Genomic DNA, 16,312 nt, shown 5'->3' on the forward strand with positions numbered 1-16,312 from the left:
TCGGAACCTTAAAAAAGCCAACCATGCGGTATTGAAAACCAGGCCGACAGCAGCCCTCCACCAGGGTTTGCCGGGCACCGCCGATCGCCGACCCGGCGGGCCTGCCGGCCAGTCGGCTGGGCGCGGCCCGCGTCATCGGCGGCACCGGGTCCGTGCGCAAGGTTTCGCACCTCCGGGAGACGCTCGGCTACGACGAGGTGGTGCTGCGCGGCGCCGGACCGGCCGAGGAACAGCTGCGCCGCGCGGCGCCGGACGGCATCGACGTCCTGCTGGACACCGTGGGCGGTGAGCAGCTGCGCGGGCGTGGCGGCGCCGGTCGAGCTGGGCTCCTCGCTCGTGGTGACCCGCAGGGTGACGTTGCGGGGCTTTCCCTGTACGACCATTCGGACCTGCCGCGCGAATGGATGGGGGAGTTCGGGCGCGGGCTGCGGGACGGTTCGCTGACCTTCCCTCATACCCGGTTGCGCGGACTGGACCGGGCGCCGCGGGCCCTGTGCGAGCTGACGCGGGGGTGTCACACCGGGGCGGTGCCGGTCGAGGTGTGAACCGTCAGCGGGCCTGCGCGGGTACCGGCCCGGCCGCCGCGATCTCCTCGGCCGCCGCCACCGCCGTGCGCCCGGCTGGCGTGACCGTCTCGTGCCCGGTCGCCGTCGCGTTCTCCGCGCCCGGCCCGGCGCACGTGTCATCGGCCGCGGTGCCCGCGTCCGCGGGCAGCAACTGCTCCCAGATGTCCGTGACGACGTCCTTGTCCCACCACGTCCGGTCCTCCTGGCCGAGGTGCAGCAGGCCGACGACGACCGCGGCCAGCAGCTGCGCGGAGCGTTGGGGGTCGTCGCCGGCCGGCGGCTTCCCGTCCGCCCGGTCGGCCCTGGCCTTTTCCAGGAAGAGGGCGTACCAGCGCTGCTGGAGATCCGGTTCGGCGATGCCGGGCGCCGTCTCCGGGCGCAGTTGCAGCCCGGCCCGTACGACGATGTCGGCGTCCACCCGGCCGAGCAGCCCGATCGCGAAGTCCCGTACGGCCGCGGCCGCCGGGTGCGGGGCCCGGGTCAGCTCGTGTTCCAGGTCCCGCACCGCGCCGAGGGCCTCGTCGCGTACCGCCAGGGTGAGGTCTTCCTTGGACGCGAAATGGAAGTAGAGGGCTCCTTTGCTCAGCCGGGCGCGTCGGCTGATGTCGACCATGCCCGAGGCGGGGACGCCTTTCTCGGAGAAGGCCTCGGCGGCCGATCGGATGAGAGCTTGGCGGCTTTGTATCGCTCGATGCTGCGTCGGCACAGTGTCCGTCCTGTCTCTAGTCCGGCTGTGAGCGCAGCGCAGTCTACATACAAAACCAACCATGCGGTTCGAAAGTTGAATTGACCAGTGGCTTGTGTGATTCCAGAGCATCATTGGTGCAGATGAGGTGAGCGAGTTTGCTGTTTGCTTTACGCCTCATCAGTCCGGGCTTCCCCGCGGCGACGTGGATCGTTGGCCGGCGCCGGGTGGGGAGCCGCAGGGTGCATTGACAAACAGCGCAGACGGTTTTTAAATCTGGCGAAGGCGATTCATGGGAAGCCCGCTTCCCTGAGTCGCCGCTCCGGCGCCAGTACGCCACTTTTGGACACCGGTGCCACGGCGCGTCCGCCGCTTCCCGGACGGGCGCCGCCGGCACGTCTTCCCGCGTCCGGCACCGCCGTCACGGACGGTGACCGGACCCACAGCTGCACAAGGCCCACAGGAAATCGGAAGGTGTCGAGCAATGCGTGATTCAGCGGGAGCCGTGCCACGTCCCGGGAGCGCCGTGCGGGCCGCGGTCGGTGAGACCATCAAGGCGGCCGTCTTCGACCTCGACGGAACCCTCGCCAACACCCTGCCGGCCATCAGCAGACTGCTGGTCAAGGTCGCCTCCGAACAGGGCCGTTCGGTCACGCCCCGGCAGGCCGCCGCCGCGATCGGCAAGCCGCCGGGCCCGGCCTTCGGCAAGCTGCTCGGCATGCCGGAGGAGCACGACGCCGTGGTGGCGGCCATCGGCCGCTACCGCGAGCTGTTCGCGTACGAGGTGCTGCGCGAGGGGCCCCGGCTGCTGTTCCCCGGGGTGGCCGCCGGACTGTCCGCGCTGCGCGCCCACGGCATCGAGCTGGCCGTGGCGACCTCGAAGGGCACCCGCGGCGCCGAGGCCCTGCTCGACGTGCTGGGCATTCGCGACCTGCTGGGCCCGGTCGTCACCCAGGACATGGTCCGGCGCGGCAAGCCGCACCCGGAGATGGTGCTGCGGGCCGCCGCCGACCTGGGCGTGGCGCCCTGGGAGAGCGCCTACGTGGGCGACACGGTCAGTGACATGCGGATGGCGGTCACCGCCCGCATGGAGCCGGTCGCGGTGACCTACGGGGTGGGCAGCTTCGGTGAGTTGGCGGCGGTCGCCGGTACCCGTATGTGCGGCTCGTTCAAGGACGTCGTCTCCACCATCGCCGCCGCCCGGCCGCGGCCGATGGCCACCGCCGTGGGCCACCAGAGGAGGCGCTGACCGCGCGCGCCGGCGTCAGGCGGTGGCGGCCGCCCGGCCCGGCCCGTCCACCGCGGCCCGCACGAACCGCGCGCCCCCCGCCCGCAGTCTGGCGTGCAGCCGGCCGAAGACGTCCGCCGCGTGGCCGCCCGGCCAGCCCTCGGGCAGGAGGGGAGCGGGCAGCCCGGGGTCCGCGTAGGGCAGGCGGCGCCAGGCGTCCAGGGCCAGCAGGTAGTCGCGGTACGCCGCCTCCGCGGGTACGGGGCGGCGGCTCGACCAGCGGTGCAGCACCGGTTCGTGGTCGCTGAGGAACGCGCGGTGCCGGTCGGCGAGGGACTCCAGGTCCCACCAGCGCGCCACGGCGTCGGCGGTGGGCTCGAAGCCCGCGTGCGCGCCCGTGAACAGGTCCACGTACGGGGAGAGTTGCAGCCGGTCCAGGGTGTGCCGGGTCTCGTCGTACAGGTGGGACGGCGCGATCCACACGCCGGGCGCGGCCGTGCCGAAGCCGAGCCGGGCCAGCCGGGAGCGCAGCAGGTGGCGCTTGTGGCGCTCCTGTTCGGGCACCGAGAAGACGGCCAGGACCCAGCCGTCCGACGGCCGGGGGGACGGCCGGCCGTAGATCCGCCGGTCACCGTCGTCCAGGAGCTGGTGCGCCGCCTCCGAGAGCCCGTACGCCGCGGCCCCCGACTCCGTACGGCCCGCGACGAGCAGACCGCGGCGCTTGAGACGGGAGACCGCCGAGCGCACCGACGGCGGATCGACGCCGAGCACGCCGAGCAGCCGGATCAGCGCGGCGACCGGAACCGGTCCCGGGGGATCGCCCGGACCGCCCTTCGGGCCGCGCCCGTACGCACCGTAGAAGGTGACGATCAGGGACCGCGGCGTGCGCTGCGCGTACTGGTCGCTCACGTGGTCGTTTCCCGCCTTGTCGGGCTCCGGTCCGCCGTCCCGGGACGCGGGGGCGCGCACGGACGGCTGCCGGGCCGTGGCCGCTCAGGGCGCGATCGTAGCCGCAGCCGCCGAGGGGCGGCACGGCGGGACCGCGAACCGGCGCAGCGGGCACCACGGGTCATGCCGCGCCGCCCGCGCCGCCGCCCCGCAGCCGGAACCGCTGGAGCTTGCCCGTCGGTGTGCGGGGCAGCGCGTCGTGGAAGACGATCTCGCGCGGGCACTTGTACGGCGCTATGGCCGCTTTGGTGAACTCCCGCAGCGCCGCGACGGTTTCCGCGCCGCGCGGCACTCCCGTGCGCAGCACGAGGTGGGCCACCACGACCTGCCCGCGTTCCGCGTCGGCCCGCCCGACGACCGCCGCCTCGGCGACGTCCGGGTGGCGCAGCAGCGCCTCCTCGACCTCGGGGCCGGCGATGTTGTACCCGGCCGAGACGATCATGTCGTCCGCCCGTGCCACGTAGCTGAAGTAGCCGTCCGCGTCCCGCACGTAGGTGTCGCCGGTGAGGTTCCAGCCGTCGCGTACGTACTCCCGCTGCCGTTCGTCCGCCAGATAGCGGCACCCGGTCGGTCCGCGCACCGCCAGCAGTCCCGGCGTGCCGTCCGGCACCGGCCGGCCGTCCGTGCCGACCACCCGCGCCTCGAACCCCGGCACCGGCACCCCCGTCGTCCCCGGGCGCACCTGCTCGTCGGCGGCCGAGATGAAGATGTGCAGCAGCTCCGTCGCGCCGATGCCGTTGATGATGCGCAGCCCGGTCTCCTTCTCCCACGCCCGCCAGGTCGCGGCGGGCAGGTTCTCGCCGGCCGACACACAGCGGCGCAGCGAGCTGACGTCGTATCCGGTGAGCTTCGGGAGCATCACCCGGTAAGCGGTCGGCGCGGTGAACAGCACCGAAACGCGGTGCCGCCGGATGTCGCGCAGCAGCTGTTCGGGGCCGCCCCAGTCGGCCAGGTACGCCGAGGCCCCGGCCCGCAGCGGGAAGACCACCAGCCCGCCGAGCCCGAAGGTGAAGCCGAGCGGCGGGCTCCCGGCGAACACGTCGTCCGGCCTCGGGCGCAGCACCTGCGCGGAGAAGGTGTCGGCGATGGCCAGCACGTCGCGGTGGAAGTGCATACAGCCTTTGGGCCGTCCGGTGGTGCCCGAGGTGAAGGCGATCAGCGCGACGTCGTCGGCCGCGGTCGCCACCGCCTCGTACGTGCCGGGGCGGCGTCCGGCGAGCCGCAGCAGGTCCGCGGGCCCGTCCCCGCCGTAGGTGGTGATCCGCAGCCCCGGCACGCCTGCCGACACGAGGTCGGCGACGGCCCGCACGTCGCACAGCGCGTGCTCCACCCGGGCCAGGCCGCAGACGGTGGCCAGCTCGTGCGGGCGCTGCGTGGCCAGCACGGTCACCGCCACCGCGCCCGCCTTCATCACCGCCAGCCAGCAGGCGGCCAGCAGGGGAGTGGTGGGGCCGCGCAGCAGGACCCGCCCGCCGGGCAGCACGCCCAGGTCGTCGGTGAGGACGTGCGCGATGCGGTCCACGCGCTCGCGCAGTTCCCCGTACGTCCACACGGTGCCGGCCTCGTTCCGGAACGCCGGGCGGTCGTGGCCCAGCCGGTCGGCGGTGGCGTCGAGCAGTTCGGCGCCGCAGTTGAGGCGGGCGGGGTAGCCGAGGTCGGTGAGGTGCGGCCACTGGGCGGCCGGGGGGAGGTGGTCGCGCGCGAAGGTGTCGACGTGTGCGGAAGGCGTCGGTGCCATGCCGGTGTGCCCCCTTGCGGACGACGGCGGGGACGCGGAGAGCGGAAGAACAGCCCGGACCTGCGCCGGAAGCGACCCGGAAGCGGTCGGGGGAGCGGTGGGGAAGTGCTGCGGAAACCGTCCGGGTACTGCCGTGCCGACCCGTCGTCAGCGTAACGTGTTGGTGACGGCAGTCAACAGAGCGCGATACGGTCCGGCGGCGCGGACGGCACCGGGACGCCGCCGGGGGCGCCGCGCCGACCCGACCCGAGCGACCCGCCCGGCCACTCCGGGCCCGAGACGAGGGAGCCGCCCGTGACCGCATTCGCGCTGGGACCGGAGGACCGGAAGTGGTGCGCCGAACTGCGCACGCTGGCCGCCGAACGGCTGCGCCCCCTGGCGGAACAGGGTGAACCGGGCCGCGTCAACCGCCCCCTCGTGACGGCCCTCGGCGAACTCGGCCTGCTGCGCCGGATGTTCCCCGCCGAAGGCCCCGTACGCGCCCTCGACCTGTGCCTGCTGCGCGAGTCCCTCGCCCAGGAGTCGACCGAGGCGGAGACGGCGCTGGCGCTCCAGGGCCTGGGCGCGTACCCGGTCGTCCAGTCCGGCACGGCCGCACAGCGTGAGCGCTGGCTGCCGGAGGTCGTGGCCGGCCGCGCGGTGGCCGCCTTCGCGCTCAGCGAGCCGGACGCGGGCTCCGACGCCGCCGCGCTCACCCTGGCCGCCGAGCCGGACGGCCCGCCGTCCGCCGGCCGCTGGCGGCTGACCGGCGAGAAGTGCTGGATCTCCAACGCGCCCGAGGCGGACTTCGCCACCGTCTTCGCCCGCACGGGCGGCGCCGCGGGCGCCCGCGGCGTCACCGCCTTCCTCGTACCCGCCGACCGCCCCGGCCTGTCCGGCACCCGGCTGCACATGCTCAGCCCGCACCCGATCGGCACCCTGGTCTTCGACGGCGTCCCGGTCACCCGCGACGACGTGGTCGGCGCGACGGACCGCGGCTTCGGCGTCGCGATGCGCACGCTCGACCTCTTCCGCCCGAGCGTCGGCGCCTTCGCGGTCGGCATGGCCCAGGCCGCACTGGACGCCGCCCTCGACCACGCCGCACAGCGCACCGCGTTCGGCGGCCCGCTGAAGGACCTCCAGACCGTCTCCCACCAGCTCGCCGAGACGGCCACCCGCATCGAGGCCGCCCGCCTGCTGGTCTACGCGGCCGCGGCTGCCTACGACAGCGGCGCCCCCGACATCGCCCGGCGCTCCGCGATGGCCAAACTCCTGGCGACCGAGACCGCCCAGCACGCCGTCGACACGGCCGTCCAGATCCACGGCGCCCGCGCCCTGCGCCGCGGCCACCTCCTGGAACACCTCTACCGCGAGGTCCGCGCACCGCGCATCTACGAGGGCGCGACAGAGGTCCAGCGGTCGATCATCGCGCGGGAGCTGTACCGGGGGCGGTGAGCCGTCGTCAGGCCACCGGCACCACCCGCTGCCCCGGCCCGTTGTACGCGCCGAGCGGCCGGATCAGGGCGTTGTGCGCGAGCTGTTCGGTGATGTGGGCGGTCCAGCCGGTGATGCGGCTCATGACGAACAGGGGCGTGAAGGCGGGGATGTCGAAGCCCATCAGGTGGTAGGCGAGGCCCGCCGGGTAGTCCAGGTTCGGGTGGATGCCCTTGCGGCGCAGGACCGCCTCGCGCAACGCCGTGTGCAGTGCTGCCAGCCGGGCCGCTTCCGGGGTGTCCGAGAGGGACACGAGCCGGTCGGTGGCCTCCTGCATCACCGGGACGCGGGAGTCGCCGTGCTTGTAGACGCGGTGCCCGAAGCCCATGATCTTGCGCTTGGCCGCGAGGGCGTCCGCCAGCCAGGCGTCGGCGCGGTCCGGGGACCCGATCTCCTCCAGCATGTGCATCACCGCTTCGTTGGCGCCGCCGTGCAGGGGGCCCTTGAGCGCGCCGATGGCCGCGGTCACCGCGCTGTAGAGGTCGGACAGGGTGGAGGTGACGACGCGCGCGGTGAACGTGGAGGCGTTGAAGCTGTGTTCCGCGTACAGGATGAGGGAGATCTCGAAGCAGCGGACCACTTCGGGGTCCGGGACACGGCCGAAGCACATGTGGAAGAAGTTCTCCGCGAAGCCCAGCCCGGCGTCGGGGCGCACCGGCGCCAGCCCGCGCCGCCTGCGGTGCTCGGCGGCGACCACCACCGGCAGCCTCGCCAGCAGCGACAGCGACTTGGCGCGGTTGGCCGCCGTACTGCCGTCGTCCTCGGCGGGGTCCTCGGCGCCGAAGAAGCTGACGGCGGTGCGCAGCACGTCCATCGGGTGGCAGCTCTCCGGGAGCCGCGCGAGCAGGTCGGACGTGGTGCGGTCCAGCGGGCGCAGCGCCCGCTCACGGGCCCGGAACTCGCGCAGCGCGGCGGTGCCGGGCAGCTCGCCGTACCAGAGCAGGTACGCGACCTCCTCGAACGAGCGGTGGGCGGCCAGCTCCTGCACCGGATAGCCGCGGTAGGTCAGGGAGTTGGTCTCGGGGATCACGGTGGAGACGGCGGTGGTGTCGACGACGACACCGGCCAGGCCGCGGTGGATCTCCGGCGGGGTGACGGTCATGAGTCCTCCGGTGCGGGGCGGTCGCCGGGCGGGAGCGTGAAGTCGAAGACGGTCGAGTCGAAGGCCGCGTACTGCTCGTAGCCGAGGAGTTCGTACAGCCGGGCACGGGTCTGCATCCGCGGCAGCAGCGACTCCTGCGTGCCGTCGGCGGCGAGGGTGCGCAGGCCGTCCTCGACGGCGCCCATCGCCAGGCGCAGCAGGGTGACGGGGTAGAGGGCGATGTTGTAGCCGAGGCGTTCGAGGGTGGCGGCGTCGAGTAGCGGGCTCTTGCCGAACTCGGTCATGTTGGCGAGCAGGGGCACGTCCACGGCGTCCCGGAAGGCGGCGAACTCCGCCTCGTCGCGCAGCGCCTCGGGGAAGACGGCGTCGGCGCCCGCGTCCACGTAGGCGCGCGCCCGCTCGATCGCCGCGTCCAGGCCCTCCACGGCACGCGCGTCCGTACGGGCCATCAGCAGGAAGTCCGGGTCGCGGCGCGCGTCCGCCGCGGCCCGCAGCCGGCGCGCCATCTCCTCGCGCGGCACCACCGCCTTGCCGTCCAGATGGCCGCACCGCTTGGGATTGACCTGGTCCTCCAGATGCAGCCCCGCCAGCCCGGCGTCCTCCATCAGCTGGACGGTCCGGGCGGCGTTCATCGGCTCGCCGAAGCCGGTGTCCGCGTCGATCAGGACGGGCAGGCCGGTGACCCGGGTGAACTGCTGGGCGCGGGCGGCGAGCTCGGTGGAGGTGGTCAGTCCGATGTCGGGCAGGCCGAGGTCGGCGGCGAGCACCGCGCCGGACAGGTAGCAGGCGTCGTAGCCGGTGTCCTCGATGAGCTTCGCGGAGAGCGGGTTGACGGCGCCGGGGACGCGCAGCAGCCGGCCGGAGGCGAGCTTCTCGCGCAGGTCGCGGCGGCGCCCGGCGGCCGTGGTGCGGGTGTGCAGCATCAGAACAGGCCCTTCGGGAGGTCGGCGTCGTACGCGGCGAGGGCGTCGGTGTCCACGGCGGGGAAGAGGGCGTCCAGGCCGGGCCCGTCCAGCGCGGGCAGCCCGTGGGCCGCGGCCAGGAAACGATCCTGCGCCCCGGGTCCGACGACGCCCTCGGCCAGGGTGCGGAACTTGGCCGTGTAGCCGTCCCGGCCGAAGGGCCGCGCCCCCGCCGGGTGCGCGTCGGCCACCGCCAGCTCGTCCTCGACGACCGTGCCGTCGGCCAGCGTCACCACGGCCCGGCCGCCGAACGCGCGCCGCGCCGGGTCCGGCTCGTGGTAGCGGCGCGTCCACTCCGGGTCCTCGACCGTGCTGATCTTCCGCCACAGCTCCACCGTCTCCGGCCGCCGCGCGCGCTCGGGTGCGTACGAGCGCTCGTGGTGCCAGCCGCCGTCCTCCAGCGCCACCGCGAAGATGTACGGCACCGAGTGGTCCAGCGTCTCGCGGCTGGCGTGCGGGTCGTACTTCTGCGGGTCGCCGGAGCCGGAACCGATCACGTGGTGGGTGTGCTGGCTGGTGTGCAGCACGATGCCGCGCACCTTCTCCAGCGGCCCGGTCCGCTCCCGCAGCCGCCGCGCCAGGTCGATGACGGCCTGCGCCTGGTACTCGGCGGAGTGCTCCTTGGTGTACGTGTCGAGGATGCCGAGCCGGGCCTCCCCGGGCTCCGGCAGCGTGACCGTGTACGCGGCCTCCGGACCGTCCAGCAGCCACGCCAGGAACCCGTCCTCCCCCTCGTAGACGGGGGACGGCGAGCCCTCCCCGCGCATCGCCCGGTCCACCGCCTCGACGGCGGCCTTCCCGGCGAAGGCCGGGGCGAACGCCTTCCAGCTGGAGATCTCGCCCTTACGGGACTGACGCGTCGCGGTCGTCGTGTGCACCGCCTGCTGCACGGCCTGGCAGACGGTCTCCGTCGGCAGCCGCAGCAGCGCCCCCAGCCCGCACGCCTGCGCCGCGCTCAGGTGGGCGACGTGGTCGATGCGGTGCCGGTGCAGGCAGATGCCCTTCACCAGGGCGACCTGCACCTCGTACGCGGCGATGACACCGCGCAGCAGGTCGCCGCCGCTGCGCCCGGTGTGCTGGGCGACGGCCAGCAGCGGCGGGATGCTGTCGCCGGGGTGGGCGTAGTCCGCGGCGAGGAACGTGTCGTGGAAGTCCAGCTCCCGTACGGCGGTGCCATTGGCCCAGGCCGCCCACTCGGGAGAAACCCGCGGGCCCGCGGCGCCGAAGACCGAGGCGCCGGGCGCGCCCGTATGGGGCCGGGCCTGGGCGCGGGCCACGGCGACCGGCCGCCGGCGCAGCGATGCCACGGCCACCGCCGCGTTGTCGACGACCCGGTTGGCCGCCATCGCCGCCGCGTCCGGATCGAGGTCCGGGGCGTCCTGGGTGCCGGTGGCGACGGCCGCCAGCTTCCAGGCGAGCTGCTCCTCGCGCGGCAGCCGGGCGGCGCTGGGATGGACACGTACCTGATGGTCGATCACGGGGCTCCTCGGTCGTGCGGTTGCGTGGCGCGGGTGCGTGGTGCGGTGTCCCACGCCCCTGAGCCTGCCCCGCGACGCGCCCGCCCGCGACCGCTCCACCGTGCGGATTTCCTCCCGCCCCGGGCTGCGGATCGGCGAAAGGTGCAAAACCTGCGGATGCTACGTTCGCAAGGGGCGACGGAACGACGGCGCACGCGACGAAGGGGGCAGCGGTATGGCACGACCGCCCGTCCGCAAGATCTACGCACACGCCAAACTCCGCAGACTCCGCCGCGAACACGGCCTCAACCAGGTGCAGCTCGCCCGCGAACTGGGCATCTCCACCAGCTACCTGAACCAGATCGAACAGAGCCAGCGCCCGCTGACCGCGCCCGTCCTGCTGCGCATCGCCGAGGTACTCGGCGTCGACGCCGAGTACTTCTCCGAGGCCGCGGAGGAACGCCTGACCACCGACCTGCGCGCCGCGCTCGGCGACGAGGCGTGCGGCCCCCCGCCGCCCGCCGAGGAGATCGCCGAGGTCGCCCGCGACCACCCCGAGGTGGCCCGCGCCCTGGTCGCCCTGCACCGCCGCTACCGCACCGCCACCGAGCAGGCCGCCGCCCTCGCCAGCCCCGGCGACAGCCCCGCCCTGCCGCCCGCCGAACCGCACGACGAGGTACGTGACTTCTTCTACGCCCACCACAACCACGTCGCCCCGCTCGACGCCGCCGCCGAACACACCGCCGCCGAACTCGGCCTGCGCCCCGGCCGCGCGGCCGACCCGCTCGCCGCCCGTCTCGCCGAACGGCACGGCGTACGGACCGTCCAGGCCGCCCCGGCCCGCTCGTCGGACGTCCGGCGCTTCGACCCCGAGGCGGGCCTGCTCTTCCTCTCGCCCTGGCTCACCGAAGGCCGCCGTGCCTTCCAGTTGGCCACCCAGCTCGCCCTGCTGGAACAGGAGTCACTGCTCGACACGCTCACCGCGACCGCGCACCCGGCCTCACCGGAGTCGGCCGCGCTCACCCGCATCGGGCTCGCCGACTACTTCGCGGGCGCCCTCCTCATGCCGTACACCGCCTTCCACACGGCCGCCGAGGACCTGCACTACGACATCGAACTCCTCCAGGCCCGCTTCGGCGTCGGCTTCGAGACGGTCTGCCACCGGCTCAGCACCCTCCAGCGCACCGGGCGGCGCGGCATCCCCTTCTCCTTCCTGCGCGTGGACCGGGCCGGCAACATCTCCAAACGCCAGTCCGCCACCGACTTCCACTTCTCCCGCCTCGGCGGCACCTGCCCCCTGTGGACGGTCTACGAGGCGTTCTCCGCGCCCGGCCGCGTCCTCACGCAGGTCGCCGAGATGCCGGACGGCAAGCGCTACTTCTGGATCGCCCGCACCGTGACCCGCGGCGGCTTCGGCCACCACGCGCCCCGCGCCGACTTCGCCGTGGCCCTGGGCTGCGAACTCCGCCACGCCCACCGCCTCGTCTACACGGCGGGCATCGCCCTGGACGACCCCCGCGCGGCCACCCCCATCGGCCTGGGTTGCCGCCTCTGCGAACGCCCCGACTGCGCCCAGCGCGCCCGCCCCCCGGCAGGCGGACGCCTCGCCGTCGACCCGAACCGGCGGGCGCATGTGCCGTATCCGGTGGTCGGCGGGAGGGAGCCGGGGGACGGGAGGCGGACGGGCCGGTGGTGACGGGGAGACGGCCGGGTCACCGGTGGCGGGCGGGGCTCACAGGCTCTGCTGCCGGAACCATTCCAGGGTCTCGGCGAAACGCGCCAGCCCGTCGCCGTGCAGTGCCGTCACGGGGAAGCTCGGCCGCCGCCTGTGCAGTTCGGCGTCGGGGACGTCCAGCACCACACCGGGGATGCCCTGAAGCCGGTCGCGCAGTTCGGCCAAGAGCCCGGGCCGGGTGAAGGGCTCCCGCTTGGCGAGGTACTCGAAGACGACCTCCACGGTCCCCGTACGCGGGTACACGCTCACCGGCCAGAGGCAGCCCTGCGGTCCTCTCCCCTCCCGCAGTATGGGCGCGCAACTGGTCTCCACGGCGGCTCCGTACCCGAGCCACCCGCCCTCGGCCTCCCATTTGCCCAGCAGGGTCAGCACCTCTTCCGCCACCGCGGGCTGGTGGGTACGCAGCAGAGCGGCGAAGTTGTCCGGCCGCTCGGCAGGGGTGCCAGGGCGCCGCGCTGCCGGGTCGTCCGCCGGCTCCTGCGGCGCGTCGAGCCCGGCGAGTTCGGCCAGCTCGGTCGTGAGCAGCCGCTGCCCGGGATCGGCCACCGCGCCGTTGAACCGGACGCCTTCCCGCTCCAGCGCTTCCTGCTGCGATTCCGTACGGCTGTCGAGCCAGGCGAAACCGGGGGAGGACGTGCCGCCGGCCGTCAGCACGCGGTGCGCGTTCGGCACGTCCGCGCGCTTGGCCAGGTAGGTGCCGACGGTCTGGGCCGAGCCCGCTCCGGTGACCGTGCCGAGGTCCTTGTACGTCGTCCACTTCCCGGCCGGCACGGCCGCCAGCACCCTCCGCAGCCGCAGCCACTCCGAGCGCTCGTCGGCGCGGGCGTCCTCACTCGCCAGCGGCCCCGGCCAGATCCGCACCGCCCGTTCGGCGAGACGGTCGGCACGGTCCAGGATCTCCCGCCGCCCCCACCGGTCGGCGGTGGCGATCTCCCGGTTCATGCGCAGGGCACTCTGGTCGAGGATCTGCTGCTTGCGCTCGTACGGGTGGTTGGACAGCCGGGTGTTCTCGCCGGTGAGCGTCAGGTTGCCCAGGGTGTGCACCAACGCCTCGTGCAGTTCCTCGGGCCGCTCCCCCTCCCCGGCGTCCTCGGCCAGCATGTCGAGCCACTCCTGCCCGGGCCGCTGCGGCAGGACGTGTTCGATCGACGACCAGGCGCGGGAGAAGTCGACGGGCTCCGGGGACGTGTAGTCCTCCTCGAACCGCCGCAGTACGTAGGTGCGGTGACGGCTGCTGCCCTGCCAGTAGAACGGCTGCGTGCGGATCGCCTCGGCCAGCTCCTCGTCCTGCGGCCAGCCCCGCCGCGGTCCGGACAGATAGCGCCGCATCGCCTCGTGCAGCGGCCGGTCCCGCTCCAGCGCCGAAGGCACGGCGGCCAGCAGCTGCCGGACGCTGTGCGAGGGTTCGCGGCAGATCATGCGCCGGACCAGGAAACTCTCCACGCAGTTCAGTGCTTCGACGGCCTGTGCGGTCTCCGTCGCGCCCCGGTCCACCTGGTCCAGCACGTGCAGCGCGGGCGGGTAGTGCGCCTCGCCACCCCACCGCCCGAGCCGCTCCAGGACCGCCCCCAGCTCCGCGCGCGGTTCCCGGTCGGGTTCGAAGACCCGCAGGAGGAGGTGGCCGAGGCGGCGCAGTCGGGCGATGTCCTCCCGCAGACCCTCCTCGCCGGCCGCGGCCACGATCCGGCCCATCCGGCGCCGCTGTCCCTCGTAGACCTCGCTGACGGTCAGCCGGCTCTGGCCCTGCAACACCAGGTCGAGCCAGGCGAGCATGGTCAGCCGCTCCGGCCCGAGTTCGGTCTGGAGCGGCAGCCACACGCGGTCGTAGACCTGCTCGCCGAGGGTCGGCAGCTGCATGAACACGTAGTTGCGCAGCAGGTCGGCCTGGCTGAGGGACTTGCCGGTGTTGTTGAGCGACTCGAAGATCCGGAAGGCGTTGTCCTGCGGCCCGGCCGTGATCGTCACCAACGTCAGCCGGTTGCGCAGCGCCTGGTCGACGTGGCGCACCCGGTCCCACTCGCCGACCGGGTCGTACTCGGTGAGCGCGGCCCGGAAGAACCGGTAGGCGGCTCCGATGCTGTCCTCCCCGCCCGCCGTGGGGTCGCCGTTCACGCAGGCGAGGAACGACGGCCGGTCGGCCTGGGTCGGCAGCAGGCGGTAGGCGTCGAGCCCGGTGTAGTCCTTCTCGTTGACCAGGTACCGACGCTGGACGTAGCCGGCCCGTTCGGCGTCGAAGGCGCGTACGTGGTCGCGGATCGCGCAGGCCAGCAGCATCAGCGTGGTGAGCCGCTGCTGTCCGTCGATGACGACCCAGCGCTGGACCGTGTCCGGCAGCGGCGGACGGGGGTCGAGCACCACGGAGCCGAGGAAGTGCCCGGTCGGCGCGTCCGCCGTGCCCGTGTCGGCCTGCTGTAACAAGTCGTCCCACAGCCGCTGGTGGTCCTTGGCGTCCCAGCTGTACGTGCGCTGATAGAGGGGGATCTGAAACTGGTTGTCCCCCTGGATCAGCCGCTCGAACGTCGTTTCCCGCGCTTCCATCGATGCTCCGCCCCAGTCGCCGACTACGGTGTTTCCCCTGCGCTTTCAAGAGGATCACCCTAGCCAGGGAGCGCCTGGGGCGAGGTCGTTTCGGCCGGGCCGTCACGGCGCGGGTGCCTCAGCGGTGCGTGAACTCCGCCGCCCGCTTCTCCACGAACGCCGTCATGCCCTCCTTCTGGTCAGCGGTGGCGAACACCGCGTGGAACAGGCGCCGTTCGAAGCGGACGCCCTCGGCGAGGGTGGTCTCGAACGCCCGGTTGACGGCTTCCTTGGCCATCATCGCGACCGGCGCGGACATCGCGGCCACCTGCTCCGCGACGGCGCGTGCCTCGTCCAGCAGGCCGGCGGCCGGTACCACCCGGGAGACCAGCCCGGCCCGTTCGGCCTCCGCCGCGTCCATGGTGCGGCCGGTCAGGCACAGTTCCATCGCCTTGGCCTTGCCGACGGCGCGGGTCAGCCGCTGGGAGCCGCCGATGCCGGGGATGACGCCGAGCTTGATCTCCGGCTGGCCGAAGACGGCGGTGTCGGCGGCGAGCAGGATGTCGCAGAGCATCGCCAGTTCGCAGCCGCCGCCCAGCGCGTGCCCGGCCACCGCCGCCACGGTCGGTGTGCGCAGCGCGCCCAGCCGGTCCCAGGCGGTGAACCAGTCGCTGAGGTACATGTCCATGTACGAGCGCGGGCGCATCTCCTTGATGTCGGCCCCGGCGGCGAACGCCTTCGCCGAGCCGGTGATGACGATGCAGCCGATCTCCGGGTCGCGGTCCAGTTCCTCGGTCGCCGCCACGACCTCGGTCATCACCTGGAGGTTGAGGGCGTTGAGCGCCTTGGGGCGGTTGAGGGTGAGCGTGGCGGTGCGGCCGGTGCGCTCCACGAGGATCGTCTCGTACGGCTGCGGGCGGTCGCCGGCGGGCGGGGTGGCCTCGGCGCGTTCGGTGGTGTCGGTCATGCGCTCGTTCCGTTCTGCTCGGGTTCCTGTGCGGCGGGCGCGCCGGTTCCGGACCGCTGCCGGATGGTCCGGACGATGCCGGAGAAGTCCTCGGCCGCGCCCTCGCCCTCGGCGAACGCCGCGTACAACTCGGCAGCGCGCAGGCCCAGTTCGGCCTGTACGCCGCCGGAGCGGACCGCGTTGGCGGCCAGTCCCAGGTCCTTGGCCATCAGCGGCGCCGCGAAGCCGGGCCGGTAGTCGCGGTTGGCCGGGCTGCCGGGCACCGGACCCGGCACCGGGCAGTTGACGCTCAGCGCCCAGCACTGTCCGCTCGCGGTGGACGCCACGTCGTACAGGGCCTGGTGGGACAGGCCCAGGCTCTCGCCGAGGACGAACGCCTCGCTGACGCCGATCATCGAGATGCCGAGGATCATGTTGTTGCAGATCTTCGCGGCCTGCCCGGCGCCCGCCGCGCCGCAGTGCACGGCCTTCTTGCCCATCGCCGCGAGCAGCGGCTCGGCGCGCGCGAACTCGCCCGCGCCGCCGCCCGCCATGAACGTCAGCGAGCCGGCCTCGGCCCCGACCACGCCGCCCGAGACCGGCGCGTCCAGGGCCTGGTGGCCGGCGCGTACGGCGGCCTCATGGGCGGCGCGGGCGTCGGCCACGTCGATGGTCGAGCAGTCCACGAACAGCGTGCCGGGCCGGGCCGCCGCGAGCAGACCGCCGTCCTCGTAGAGGGCCAGCACGTGCCGCCCGGCGGGCAGCATGGTGATCACCACGTCCGCGTGCGCCACGGCACCGGCGGCCGAGTCCGCGGGCTCGACACCGGCCGCCACGGCCGACGCCAGCGCCTCGGGCACGAGGTCGAAGCCGGTCACCCGGTAACCCGCCGTCACCAGGTTGGCCGCCATCGGCCCGCCCATGTTGCCGAGCCCGACGAACCCGACCGTGCCCT

At 73.8% G+C, this 16,312-nt stretch carries 13 protein-coding genes; 4 read left to right on the forward strand and 9 right to left on the reverse strand.

The window, feature by feature from the left end:
• The first annotated feature begins 152 nt into the window (after window positions 1-152).
• On the forward strand, window positions 153-545 hold the full coding sequence (locus ACFV57_RS31685; protein ID WP_385239264.1) for a hypothetical protein: 393 nt from the start codon (window positions 153-155) through the stop codon (window positions 543-545).
• Between the two features lie 4 nt (window positions 546-549).
• On the opposite strand, the gene ACFV57_RS31690 is transcribed toward ACFV57_RS31685, so the two are convergent.
• Window positions 550-1,386, reverse strand: coding sequence for a TetR family transcriptional regulator (locus ACFV57_RS31690; protein WP_385239266.1), 837 nt, complete (start codon window positions 1,384-1,386; stop codon window positions 550-552).
• A 349-nt stretch (window positions 1,387-1,735) separates the two neighbouring features.
• Between ACFV57_RS31690 and ACFV57_RS31695 the strand changes: the two genes are divergently transcribed.
• A complete protein-coding gene (locus ACFV57_RS31695; protein ID WP_385239268.1) occupies window positions 1,736-2,500 on the forward strand; it encodes an HAD family hydrolase in 765 nt (254 codons plus the stop codon).
• A gap of 15 nt (window positions 2,501-2,515) precedes the next feature.
• On the opposite strand, the gene ACFV57_RS31700 is transcribed toward ACFV57_RS31695, so the two are convergent.
• A complete protein-coding gene (locus ACFV57_RS31700; protein WP_385239270.1) occupies window positions 2,516-3,388 on the reverse strand; it encodes a PaaX family transcriptional regulator C-terminal domain-containing protein in 873 nt (290 codons plus the stop codon).
• Window positions 3,389-3,548: 160 nt separating this feature from the next.
• Window positions 3,549-5,165 carry an AMP-binding protein gene (locus ACFV57_RS31705; RefSeq protein WP_385239272.1) on the reverse strand — a complete coding sequence of 539 codons (1,617 nt, stop codon included), beginning with the start codon at window positions 5,163-5,165 and terminating at the stop codon, window positions 3,549-3,551.
• 294 nt (window positions 5,166-5,459) lie between these two features.
• On the opposite strand from ACFV57_RS31705, the gene ACFV57_RS31710 reads away from it, so the two are divergent.
• Entirely contained in the window at window positions 5,460-6,599 is a 1,140-nt protein-coding gene (locus ACFV57_RS31710; RefSeq protein ID WP_385239274.1) for an acyl-CoA dehydrogenase family protein, read from the forward strand.
• Window positions 6,600-6,606: 7 nt separating this feature from the next.
• Here the strand turns inward: ACFV57_RS31710 and ACFV57_RS31715 are convergent, their stop codons facing one another.
• Genes ACFV57_RS31715 through ACFV57_RS31725 form a run of 3 tightly spaced genes read right to left on the reverse strand, consistent with a single transcriptional unit; the run spans window position 6,607 to window position 10,180 of the window.
• On the reverse strand, window positions 6,607-7,740 hold the full coding sequence (locus ACFV57_RS31715; protein ID WP_385239276.1) for a bifunctional 2-methylcitrate synthase/citrate synthase: 1,134 nt from the start codon (window positions 7,738-7,740) through the stop codon (window positions 6,607-6,609).
• Window positions 7,737-8,663 carry a methylisocitrate lyase gene (prpB, locus tag ACFV57_RS31720; RefSeq protein ID WP_385239278.1) on the reverse strand — a complete coding sequence of 309 codons (927 nt, stop codon included), beginning with the start codon at window positions 8,661-8,663 and terminating at the stop codon, window positions 7,737-7,739. Before prpB ends, ACFV57_RS31715 begins: the two co-directional genes overlap by 4 nt.
• Window positions 8,663-10,180, reverse strand: a complete 1,518-nt coding sequence (locus ACFV57_RS31725) for an MmgE/PrpD family protein (protein WP_385239280.1) — start codon at window positions 10,178-10,180, stop codon at window positions 8,663-8,665. The genes prpB and ACFV57_RS31725 overlap by 1 nt, the downstream gene beginning before the upstream one ends.
• A gap of 214 nt (window positions 10,181-10,394) precedes the next feature.
• Between ACFV57_RS31725 and ACFV57_RS31730 the strand changes: the two genes are divergently transcribed.
• Window positions 10,395-11,855, forward strand: coding sequence for a short-chain fatty acyl-CoA regulator family protein (locus ACFV57_RS31730; protein ID WP_385239282.1), 1,461 nt, complete (start codon window positions 10,395-10,397; stop codon window positions 11,853-11,855).
• A 36-nt stretch (window positions 11,856-11,891) separates the two neighbouring features.
• Here the strand turns inward: ACFV57_RS31730 and ACFV57_RS31735 are convergent, their stop codons facing one another.
• The 3 genes from ACFV57_RS31735 to mmsB form a co-directional block, all read right to left on the reverse strand.
• A complete protein-coding gene (locus tag ACFV57_RS31735) occupies window positions 11,892-14,432 on the reverse strand; it encodes a DUF262 domain-containing protein (RefSeq protein WP_385239284.1) in 2,541 nt (846 codons plus the stop codon).
• Between the two features lie 118 nt (window positions 14,433-14,550).
• A complete protein-coding gene (locus tag ACFV57_RS31740) occupies window positions 14,551-15,378 on the reverse strand; it encodes an enoyl-CoA hydratase (RefSeq protein ID WP_385239286.1) in 828 nt (275 codons plus the stop codon).
• Entirely contained in the window at window positions 15,375-16,280 is a 906-nt protein-coding gene (gene mmsB / locus ACFV57_RS31745) for a 3-hydroxyisobutyrate dehydrogenase (RefSeq protein ID WP_385239336.1), read from the reverse strand. The genes ACFV57_RS31740 and mmsB overlap by 4 nt, the downstream gene beginning before the upstream one ends.
• Window positions 16,281-16,312: the final 32 nt, after the last annotated feature.

Origin of the sequence: Streptomyces sp. NPDC059788, assembly GCF_042732265.1 — a bacterium.
Classification (GTDB): domain Bacteria; phylum Actinomycetota; class Actinomycetes; order Streptomycetales; family Streptomycetaceae; genus Streptomyces.